General features: G+C 56.1%; 9 protein-coding genes. All 9 read left to right on the top strand.

What is annotated here, in order from left to right; genetic code table 11:
* Positions 1–213, top strand: a 213-nt coding sequence (locus A3OI_RS23395; protein ID WP_218185827.1) for a hypothetical protein, incomplete at its 5' end; no start/stop codon positions are given.
* A gap of 461 nt (positions 214–674) precedes the next feature.
* Complete coding sequence (locus A3OI_RS0110515) at positions 675–1778, top strand: ShlB/FhaC/HecB family hemolysin secretion/activation protein (protein WP_155903096.1); 1104 nt, start codon at positions 675–677, stop codon at positions 1776–1778.
* A 133-nt stretch (positions 1779–1911) separates the two neighbouring features.
* Positions 1912–3507 carry a glucan biosynthesis protein G gene (locus tag A3OI_RS0110510; RefSeq protein WP_018404237.1) on the top strand — a complete coding sequence of 532 codons (1596 nt, stop codon included), beginning with the start codon at positions 1912–1914 and terminating at the stop codon, positions 3505–3507.
* Between the two features lie 2 nt (positions 3508–3509).
* Positions 3510–3761 (top strand): hypothetical protein, encoded by a 252-nt coding sequence (locus A3OI_RS0110505; RefSeq protein WP_018404236.1) that lies wholly within the window; start codon positions 3510–3512, stop codon positions 3759–3761.
* The gene (gene mdoH, locus A3OI_RS0110500) at positions 3754–5832 is read left to right on the top strand and encodes a glucans biosynthesis glucosyltransferase MdoH (RefSeq protein ID WP_018404235.1); all 2079 of its coding nucleotides are present in this window, start codon (positions 3754–3756) and stop codon (positions 5830–5832) included. The genes A3OI_RS0110505 and mdoH overlap by 8 nt, the downstream gene beginning before the upstream one ends.
* 98 nt (positions 5833–5930) lie before the next feature.
* Positions 5931–7523 carry a glucan biosynthesis protein gene (locus A3OI_RS0110495; protein ID WP_026224129.1) on the top strand — a complete coding sequence of 531 codons (1593 nt, stop codon included), beginning with the start codon at positions 5931–5933 and terminating at the stop codon, positions 7521–7523.
* 95 nt (positions 7524–7618) lie between these two features.
* Positions 7619–8299, top strand: a complete 681-nt coding sequence (locus A3OI_RS0110490; protein ID WP_018404233.1) for a GntR family transcriptional regulator — start codon at positions 7619–7621, stop codon at positions 8297–8299.
* Between the two features lie 41 nt (positions 8300–8340).
* Positions 8341–9231: a methylisocitrate lyase gene (gene prpB, locus A3OI_RS0110485; RefSeq protein WP_018404232.1), complete on the top strand. Its 891-nt coding sequence runs from the start codon at positions 8341–8343 to the stop codon at positions 9229–9231.
* A gap of 151 nt (positions 9232–9382) precedes the next feature.
* Entirely contained in the window at positions 9383–10510 is a 1128-nt protein-coding gene (prpC, locus tag A3OI_RS0110480; RefSeq protein ID WP_018404231.1) for a bifunctional 2-methylcitrate synthase/citrate synthase, read from the top strand.
* Positions 10511–10745: the final 235 nt, after the last annotated feature.

The following is a 10745-nucleotide window of genomic DNA, read 5'->3' as shown; positions in this document are numbered from 1 at the left end:
AAGCCGCGCACGCCTTTCGGTGCACGGCATCAGTGGTTGCTTGCTTCTATCCAGTACCAAGACCGACATTACTTTCCTTTCAATGAATTCCCTTACGGGACTTGTGACGCGAATCTTGCGATTCGTCTCCCCTCGGGAATGTCCGTGACCGGCTCCTGCGATGTCGCAGCGACTCACACCTTCGGCGTTTTACCTTTCGCCAGCATGATCTGAGTCTTCCAGAGCGCCGAACTGAGGAAGCATTCGGCGGTGGGTCTTAACGACCTGTCACGAACGTAGCGGGTTGGTTACCGCTTTCCGGTCAACCTGGCTTGCAGAATGTTCTCTACAAGCCCCGTCCTTTAAGGCGGGGTAGTTGACTTCAGCGTCCTTATGAAAGTCAGTATTGGCAAAGTTTACCGAAGTTGATGGCTAAAATGCAGTTCCCATCAAAGAATTCATCTCACGGCTAGTTTATGGTGTATTAGTTCAGCACGCTAGCAGATTTGGCGCAATAGGCTGAATGTCAATAAGTTATTTAACATTGTGTAATAACTTATTGAAAAATTGAATTATTAAAGTTTTCAATTTTGAGAATTCAGGCTGGTCATAGGAAGTCTCATGGCTTATGGTTCCCCTTCACTTTTTTGAATTTTCAGTCTTTGTTCTGTCTGCCAAAAACCTCGGAACTGCTTGTGCTATTGCTTCGTCTGATGTTCGCGATTATCGGTTTATTTGCCAGTACCTGCGGACTGGCCCGTCCCGCTGCTGCTGCAGGGCTGTGGTCTGCTTTGTCTGTCACCGGTAACAGCACGTTATCGGATGATGAGATGAACGGCTCGCTGGATGTCAGCGCCGACGGTCTGGTGTTCCGCGAACATTTACTGGGCGTGGTTTTTGACCGCAACAGCCGAGCCCGCGAAGGCGCCCGCCGTGAATCGCTGTTCGCCAGTTACAGTTTCCCCTTGCAAGGCAATTACTTTGCATTCAGTACACGCAACAATAGTCGTTACAGCGATCAGGTATCAGGCACATTGCGCGAACAAGTGCATGTGCTGTCAGACGAAACCAACTTTTCGGCGCGACGGGCACTTTTTGTCTGGCAGGGGCTGCAATTCGACAGCGTTCTGCGTCATCGCACTCGCGAAAGTCGACGCATGCAGCAAGGCGAGTGGGCTGAAACCACCGCTGCACAGGTGTCTTCGCTGGGGATGAGTGGCAAGCGCGAGTTAATACAACTCTACGGGTGGGATGCCGCAACAATGGTCACTTTCTCCCGCGGGCTAAGCATAGATAGCCGACAGGCACCCACCCAGGATGGCTACCGGGATTCTGAAAATTTTTATAAGATGCTGTTGGGTGGCTCCCTCGGCCGCGAAATGAGCGACTGGCACCTGGGGTTAAGTGGGCGCTACCAGACCGGCACCGATCAACTGCCTGCCGCAGAGCAGATCCGCGTTGCCGGCTCACAGTTGCTGGAGGGGTTCGCCGGCAGCTCGCACACGGCTGCATCCGGTGGCTGGCTTCGAATAGACGCCGATACGCCGGATTTTAACGTTCCTTTTATCACGGGCGTTCGCGCCGGAGCGCGGTTGTCGTTACTGCGAGGCTGGGCTGACGTTCACAGCACCCGGTATGATCAGTATCTGAACGCCGACGCCGGTGAACTCTCACTGCAACTCAGAACCCGCTACATGCGCGCAAGCACCTCAATTGGTCGGGTACTGGGTGATTCTCCCCTGCTACCCGATGCAGGCAACTCGCCAAACTTCCGCTTATCCCTGACGGTCGATATCTGACACCCTAAATCCGCTCGGAATTGTCCTGTTTTGGTTCGTGGACAGCCTCTTACATCGTTGTCACATAAAGCGCAGCAACACCGTGGTGTTGTATAGTCATAACAAATTGAATTGAACTCAGGGAATACCAGCCATGCTTGCAAGGACAGCCCGTGTTGTAAACGGGTGCGTTGTCGTATTTTGCCTAGGCGCCAGCGCTCCGGTCTGGAGCTTTGGTTTTGCCGATGTCACCGAAAAAGCTCAGGCGCTGGCGCAAACGCCATACAAAGCACCCAGCGCGGTTCCTGAATTTTTAACCGCATTGCCTTACGACCGCTACCAGTCAATCCGCTTCAAGCCCGAAGTCAATCTTTGGCGCCAGCCGGCCAGTGCGGGCAAAAAGCACTTTGAGGTCATGATGGTGCCCGCCGGCAGCGTATACCGGCACGCGGTCACCTTGAATGAAGTGGATCAAGAGGGCGTAAGGCCGCTGATTTTTAATCGCGATCACTTTACGTACCCCTCTCCGGATCTGGCCAAGCGTATCCCCGCCGATTTGGGTTACGCGGGCTTTCGGCTGACCTGGCCGTTACAAGCATCGTCCGCAATCAAAAATCCTGAGCGCCAGGGCAACCAGTTCCTGGTGTTCGCTGGCGCCAGTTATTTTCGCGGTGTCGGGGCCGATAACGGTTTCGGCCTGTCGGCCCGGGGCCTGGCCATAGACACCGGCTTACCTTCCGGCGAAGAGTTTCCGGCATTCACCGAGTTTTGGTTGGAGCGGCCAGCCGCCAACGCGGGCACCATGACCGTTTACGCGCTGCTCGACAGCCCCAGCGCAACCGGCGCTTACCGCTTTGTGATCACCCCAGACACAGCCACCGGCATTGAGGTCAGCGCCCGCCTGTTTGCCCGTAGCAATATCGACCAGATTGGCCTAGCACCGTTAACCTCCATGTTCTATTTCGGCGAGAACACCCGCCAGCCAGCGGGGGAGTGGCGGCCCCAGGTTCACGACTCTGACGGCCTGCTGATACAGGATGAAAAATCCGCTGAACTGACCGAGTGGGTGTGGCGGCCATTACTAAACCCCACCAGTTTGAGGATGAACTTTTTTCAAGTGACCAACCTGAAAGGGTTCGGGCTGATGCAACGCGATACCCGCTTTGATGATTTTTCCGACGCAGAAGCCCACTACGAAAAGCGCCCCAGTGCCTGGATCGACAATACCGACGATTGGGGCGCGGGCGAAGTTGTGCTGGTGGAAATTCCCACCTCCTCTGAAGCCAACGACAACATCGTGGCCTTTTGGAAACCGCGTCAGAAAATCGAGCAGGGCGCAGAACTGAATTTCCAGTACCGCCTTAGATTCGGAGACCATACCGCGTTCGACGGTAATATTGGCCGCGTTGTGGACACCTGGGTGGGTGCTGGCCGAATTAATGGCGCCAACCAGGGCGAAAATAATCGCAACCTGGAAGGTACCTGGCGGGTGGTCGTCGACTTTGAGGGGAAAACCTTGAACGCCGCCAACGTTCCGGTTGTCAGCGAAGTGGGTACCAACGACAACGCCGAAATACTGGAACACTTTGTAGAGCACTTGCCAGAGCAGGGCATCTGGCGCCTGTCGATGCTGGTTAAGCCTTCGCCCAATAAGGACACATCCCTAAGAGCGCGATTATTGGCAGGCCCGAATGCGGTGTCTGAAACCTGGTTGTATCAGCTGCCTGACTTAGCCCAGGCGAGGGAATAAACGTGGAGCAGCTACCGTGCCAGAAGGCACTGGACCGGGTAATAGCCTACCTTCGCGGCAGCGGAATCAAGCCGGGTGTCAATGAATGCCGTACCGCGCTTGAATTGGTTGGTCACGCTTTGCAGCAGGCCCCTGATGGCGATTATTTAAAGCTGGTTATGGAGCTTCTGCCCCAGTATTTCGAGTTGCCACAACCAAAACTGTCGCTTGAAGCCGGGCCAGAGCTGCTCAGGGGAAGCATGGGTTATGAATGATCGGGCCCCCAAGAAACTCTGGCGCTGGCGCACCGTAGCCAGAATAAGGCGCAGCTTGCTGGCGCTGCTGGTATTCGGCCAAACCGCGGTGGCCAGCTATTACTTGTTGTGGATCATGCCTTACCACGGCGGCACTCCGGTGGAAATCGGCTTGCTGGTATTGTTTGCACTGCTCTACGCCTGGATTGCCGTGGGTTTCTGGACCGCGGTGGTCGGGTTTGTGTTGCGGCTGACGGGTGGCGATAAGCACTCATTGCTGAACCGCTACAGCAGCGATGATCTGGAACACACCCCGCTGGTCAAAACCGCCATTGTGCTGCCCGTGTACCACGAACCGGTGCACTGGACGTTTAGCGGGCTGAAAGCGGTGTATCACGAGCTGGAGCGCAACGGCCAGATTGAATACTTTGAATTTTTCATATTGTCAGACAGCCGCAACCCGGAAATATGGCTGGAAGAACAGGCAAAATGGCATCAGTTATGTGACGAGCTGGGCGCCCACGGCCGGCTGTTTTACCGCCGCCGCGGCGTTAACCTGAACTATAAAAGTGGCAACGTCGCCGATTTTCTGCGGCGCTGGGGCCGGCTTTTCAAATACATGGTGGTGTTAGACGCCGACAGCTTGATGAGCGGGCGCACCATCGTGCGTATGGTTCAGTTGATGGAGCGCGAGCCCCAGGTCGGCATACTGCAAACAAACCCCTCTATTATTAACGGCCAGTCGCTGTTTGCCCGTCTGCAACAGTTTGGCAACCGCCTGTATTCTTCGCTCTTCGCGACCGGCCTTGCCGCCGTGCAAATGGGCCACGCCGCTTTTTGGGGCCACAACGCCATACTGCGGGTAGAGCCGTTTATGCAGCACTGCGGCTTGCGCAAATTGCGGGGCTTTGGCGTGTTTAAAGGGCCAATCATGAGCCACGATTTTGTCGAGGCGGCCTATATCGGCCGTGCCGGTTACGAAGTCTGGCTGGAGCCCGGTTTGGGCGAAAGTTTTGAAGAGTCACCCCCCACGCTGGCGGATGAATTGTCACGGGACAACCGCTGGGCCAAAGGCAACTTGCAGCACCTGTGGATTCTGTGCTTTGGCCGCCGTATCCGCCTGGCGCACCGCATGGCGTTTCTCAACGGCATAATGGCCTACGTGGCCTCGCCCTTGTGGCTGGCGTTCCTGGCGTTAACCACAGTGGCCGCCGCGCAATTAACGCTGTCGCCCATCGAATATTTTCCGGCAGGCCACGAAGGGCTCTTCCCGCTGTGGCCGGAATGGCGGCCAGAGTGGGCGCTTACCCTGGCCCTTAGCACCCTGGCCTTGCTGTTCGTGCCAAAATTTCTGGCCATTATCGACGCCATCATTCACGGCCTGGCCAAAGGTTTTGGTGGCCCTTTGCGGCTGTTTTTAAGCGTGTGGGTCGAAATTGTATTCTCGGTGTTGCTGGCACCCATCCGCATGCTGGCCCACAGCCGCTTCGTCATAGCATCTTTGTTAAACGTTTCCTTAAGCTGGGCCGGGCAAAACCGCACCGAAGAAACCGGCTGGCGCGAAGCCTTGATCACCCATCTGCCGGGGTTCGTGATTGGCGGAAGCTGGGCGGTGTTCGCCTGGTGGCTGGATGTCAGCTTTTTTATCTGGTCGCTGCCCGTGGCCGTGCCTTTAATACTGGCGGGGCCCACCTCGGTGCTGCTCAGCCGGGTCAGAGTGGGCCAAGCCATACGCCGCGCCGGGCTGCTGCTGATTCCTGAAGAGCTAGCAACGTTGCCGTTGCTGAAAAATGCCGCTGAAAATCGCGCCCAGCCGGCCAACCCCTGGAGCCTTGGCCACTTTGAACAGGCCGTTCTGGTGCCGCTGGTTCACCAGCAACAACTGGCGCTGGCCCGGCCAGATCGCCATTCCGGGCGTGCCGAAAGGCTTAGCGGTCTGGTGGACCAATGCATCCATACCGGCCCGGCGGCACTGAACAAGAAACAGATCAGCGAATTATGCGAAGACAGAGTGGCCCTGGCCGAGCTTCATCGCCGCGCCTGGATTGCGCCAACGGAAAGCTATTGGGGCCAGGCGAGCGCCCGTCTTTAACAACTGGATAGTGACGAATAACGGACTCAACCAACAATTGACTATCGACCAACAACAGAACATCGACAACCTACCACACCGACTTTTGAGGTTTAATAATGCGCCGTCGCTCTCTTCTAAAAGCCGTATCTGCTGCTACTGTTTTGGGCGTTTTACCCATGCCGGCCCGGCTGCAGGCGGGTGAGGTGGCTCGCAGCACAAAACGCAGCGGGTCTTTTGATTACGCCTGGCTCAAAGGCCATGCCCGCCATCTGGCCGGCAAAGCCTACCAACCGCAAACCAGCGGCATCCCCGCAAGCTTGAACACCCTAAGCTGGGATGACTACCAAGCTATCCGCTTCAAGCCCCAGGATGCGCTCTGGCGCGGCGACGATTTGTTGTTTCAGGTGCAACTTTTCCATCTTGGCTTGTACTTCAAAAAGCCAGTGCAAATATTCGAAGTGGATGGCGGTATCGCCCGGGCCCTGGAATATCGTCAGAGCAACTTCGACTACAGCGGCAAACAGGCACTGGGTAATCTGGAATCGAATCTTGGTTACGCTGGCTTTCGCCTGCATTTTTACACCAATTTCCAGTTAGATCTGGCGTCTTTTCTGGGCGCCAGTTACTTCCGTGCGGTGGGCGAATCCATGCAGTACGGTTTGTCTGCCCGCGGTCTGGCCGTAGACACGGGCATGAGCCGGGAAGAAGAATTCCCCGATTTCACCACCTTCTGGCTCGAAAAACCGGCACCCGGTCAGGACTTCGTCACCGTCTGGGCGTTACTGGATTCTCCCAGCGTTACCGGTGCCTATGCCTTCCGTATTCAGCCGGGACAAAATACAGTGATGGACGTGGATGTGGCGCTCTACCCACGAAAAGCCATCGAACGGGTGGGCATTGCACCGCTAACCAGCATGTACCAAATGGGCGAAAACGATCGCCGTATGGCGTACGACTGGCGCCCTGAAATTCACGATTCAGATGGCCTGGCGATTCAAAACGGCAACAACGAATGGCTATGGCGGCCGTTGATGAATCCCCGCAACGTTCATGTCAGCAGTTTTGTTGACAATAACCTGAAAGGCTTTGGCCTGTTGCAGCGCGACCGGAACTTTGAGCACTACCAAGACGACGGCGTGTTCTACAACCGTAGGCCAAGCGCCTGGATCGCGCCAAAAGGCGATTGGGGTCCAGGGCAGGTAATGCTCACTGAAATCCCCACGGGGAACGAAACATTCGACAATATCGTGGCATTTTGGAACCCGCAGAAGCCTTTGGCTGTTGGCAAAGAACACCTGTTTTCTTACACTCTGACCTGGGGTGAACAGCCACCGGTGCAGCCAGACAAGTTGGCGCAAGTGCAAGCCACCCGCACCGGGCTTGGCGGCGTTATAGGCCAGCAGAGGGACGTATTTTCCTGGCGTTTTGCGATCGATTTCGGTGGCGGTGGTTTGAGTATGTTGGGGGCCGATGCCGAGCTGGAAGCTGCCATTACCACCAGCAGTGGCAAGGTAGAGATAGCGTCTGTGCGCCCTTTGGACTCGATTAAGGGCTACCGCGCAATGTTTGATTTGGTGCCCGGTGAATCGGGTGCTCCCATCGACATCCGTTTGCAGTTGATGCTCAGCGGGCAACCGGTCTCTGAAGTGTGGCTTTACCAGTACACACCGCCGCCGGCCGACGAACAGGCCCGATTCTTGGAATTGTAATGCGTCAGATGTAACGTCTTATACTGAAGGATTGTTGACAATCCGTGTGATGGCGCGTAATTTCTCAACATCACTCACAGGATTGTTAACAAAGTATGTTGGAATTCGTCCCACAGGCCTATACCCGCGCTGATGAAGCCTTCGATTGTCTGCAAACGGCGATCGTGAAAGGCGACCTGACCCCGGGCGAAAAAATTGGTGAAGTTGAGCTCTGCTCCCGCTTTCATTTAACCCGCGGGCCGCTGCGCGAAGCCTTGGGCCGCCTGGAATCCCGGGGCTTGCTGGTACGCCGCCCCCATGCCGGGGTGAAAGTCGTCTCCGTAAGCGCAGACGAATTAATAGAGCTCTATCGCATACGCGAACTCATGGAAGGCCTGGCCGCACGACAGGCCGCCGAACGCATGACAGACGCCGAAATTGCCGCCTTGCGCGCCACCCTCGACACCCACGAAACCATGATCGAACAAGCCCAGGGCCAGGCGTACTACCAGGCCGAGGGCGACTACGATTTTCATCACCGCATCGCCACTGGCAGTCGCAACACCAAGCTGACCCAAATGCTGCTGGGCGACCTGTACTACATGGTGCGCATGTACCGCTACCGTTTAAGTACCTCGTCCGGGCGCCCGCACATGGCGCTGGGCGAGCATCGCAATATTGTGGATGCCATTGCCAATCGGGATGGTGAGCTGGCGGAATTTCTGATGAAACGCCACATTCACGCAGCACGAAAAAACATTGAACAAAAAATCCGCGACGGCGAACTGACCTTCTGATCAGCAAGCCCTCGTCATTTTTATCCAAAGGAGGCAACACCATGTCCAGCAAACTTTCCCCGGGCGCCCGTTTTCGTAAAGCCCTGAACGACAACAAGCCCCTGCAGATTGTTGGCACCATTAACGCCTACGCAGCCATGATGGCCGAGCGGGTAGGGCACCAGGCTATTTACCTGTCTGGTGGCGGTGTTGCAAACGCCTCCTACGGCCTGCCAGATCTGGGCATGACCAGCCTGAACGACGTAGTAGAAGACGTGCGCCGCATTACCGCCGCCACAGACATTCCGCTGCTGGTAGACATAGACACCGGCTGGGGCGGCGCATTCAACATCGCCCGCACCATTCAGCAAATGGAAAAAGCCGGTGCGGCGGCTGTTCACCTTGAAGACCAGGTCGCCCAGAAGCGCTGCGGCCACCGCCCGAACAAAGAAATCGTGTCCAAAGAAGAAATGGTAGACCGTATTAAAGCGGCCGTTGACGCCCGTGCCGACAAAGACTTCTTCATCATGGCCCGTACCGATTCGTTCCAGAAAGAAGGCCTGGAAGCCGCTATTGATCGCGCCAAAGCTTATATAGAAGCCGGCGCCGACGGCATCTTCGCTGAAGCAGTTAACGAGCTGGAACACTACAAAGCCTTCTCCGCCGCCCTGGGCGATGTACCGCTACTGGCCAACATCACCGAATTTGGCGCGACGCCCCTGTACAACCGCAAAGAACTGGGCGACGCCGGTGCCAGCATGGTGCTTTACCCGCTCAGCGCCTTCCGCGCCATGAACAAAGCCGCCGTAACGGTTTACCAGAACATTCTGGAGAAGGGCGACCAAAAAGACGTAATCGACCTCATGCAAACCCGCATGGAACTCTACGACTACCTGAACTACCACGATTTCGAACAGAAGCTTGACCAGCTTTTCCAGCAGACCAAAGGCTGAGATAGGGGACGGTATCGGGGACAGACCTTAGGTCTGTCCCCGATCTAGCGAGAGTGGACAGGGGACGGATTTCAAATCCGTCCCCTGTGTCAAACAACCAAGTAGGGGACAGATTTCAAATCTGTCCCCGGTTTTGAGGGAGAGAGCACCCATGACTGAAACAAAAAAATTAAGTGGCGCAGGGCTGCGTGGACAAGTCGCCGGTCAAACCGCACTGTGCACCGTTGGCTTAACCGGAACCGGCCTCACCTATTGTGGCTACGACATTAGCGACCTGGCAGACAACGCCCAGTTCGAAGAAGTGGCCTACCTGCTGCTGCAAGGCAAACTGCCAAACCAGCAGGAACTGGACGCCTACAAAGCCAAGCTGAAAAGCCTGCGCACTCTGCCAGACGCACTCAAAACCGTGCTGGAAAATATCCCCAAAGACGCCCACCCCATGGACGTCATGCGCACCGGCTGCTCCATGCTGGGCAACCTGGAAACCGAGCAAAACTTCAGCGAGCAAGACGACAAAATCGACCGCCTGCTGGCTGTGTTCCCGAGTATCATCAATTACTGGTACAGCTTTGCCCACAAAGGCGTGCGCATCGACACCACCGGTACCTGCGACTCCATCGGCGGCCACTTCCTGGAGCTGCTGCACGGCAAAAAGCCGAGCGAGTTGCACGAACGGGTGATGAACGTTTCCCTGATTCTGTACGCCGAGCACGAATTCAACGCGTCTACCTTCGCGGCTCGCGTATGTGCCTCTACCTTGTCTGACATCCACAGCTGCGTAACCGGCGCCATCGGCACCCTGCGTGGCCCGCTGCACGGCGGCGCCAACGAAGCGGCCATGGAACTGATTCAGAAATTCAAAACCCCGGACGAAGCCGAAGAAGGCCTGATGGGCATGCTGCAGCGCAAAGAAAAAATCATGGGCTTCGGCCACGCGGTCTACAGCGATTCCGACCCACGCAACATCATCATCAAGAAGTGGTCTGAAAAACTGTCGAAAGAAGTGAACGATACCGTGCTTTACCCGGTGTCTGTGCGCTGTGAAGAAGTCATGTGGCGCGAGAAGAAACTGTTCTGCAACGCCGACTTTTTCCACGCCTCTACTTACCACTTCATGGGCATTCCTACCGAACTGTTTACGCCTATTTTTGTGATGTCACGGGTATCCGGCTGGACCGCGCACGTGAAAGAGCAGCGCGCCAACAACCGCATTATCCGCCCAAGCGCCGAATACACCGGCCCCGATCACGCCGAATGGCTGCCGATCGAAAAGCGCTAACGCCGAGACAAAGCGGGGACAGATTGCCGACGGGGACGGATTTCAAATCTGTCCCCCATTACCCAACCTCGACTGGAGACGGATTTCAAATCTGTCCCCCATTACCCAACCTCGACCGGGGACAGATTTCAAATCTGTCCCCTATGACCGCCAAAGCAGGGACAGAATTTAATTCTGTCCCTGACCACATTGCCCAACGCCAGACAGGGGACGGATTTCAAATCCGCCCCCTGTT

Origin of the sequence: Marinobacter gelidimuriae (genome assembly GCF_000372805.1) — a bacterium.
In the GTDB taxonomy this organism is placed as follows: domain Bacteria; phylum Pseudomonadota; class Gammaproteobacteria; order Pseudomonadales; family Oleiphilaceae; genus Marinobacter; species Marinobacter gelidimuriae.
This window is presented reverse-complemented; position numbering and strand designations above follow the sequence as displayed.

Coding starts and splice junctions, on each gene's coding strand:
- A3OI_RS0110510 (WP_018404237.1), top strand. CDS start 1,912: ATGCTTGCAAGGACAGCCCGTGTTGTAAACGGGTGCGTTGTCGTATTT.
- mdoH (WP_018404235.1), top strand. CDS start 3,754: ATGAATGATCGGGCCCCCAAGAAACTCTGGCGCTGGCGCACCGTAGCC.
- A3OI_RS0110495 (WP_026224129.1), top strand. CDS start 5,931: ATGCGCCGTCGCTCTCTTCTAAAAGCCGTATCTGCTGCTACTGTTTTG.
- A3OI_RS0110490 (WP_018404233.1), top strand. CDS start 7,619: ATGTTGGAATTCGTCCCACAGGCCTATACCCGCGCTGATGAAGCCTTC.
- prpB (WP_018404232.1), top strand. CDS start 8,341: ATGTCCAGCAAACTTTCCCCGGGCGCCCGTTTTCGTAAAGCCCTGAAC.
- prpC (WP_018404231.1), top strand. CDS start 9,383: ATGACTGAAACAAAAAAATTAAGTGGCGCAGGGCTGCGTGGACAAGTC.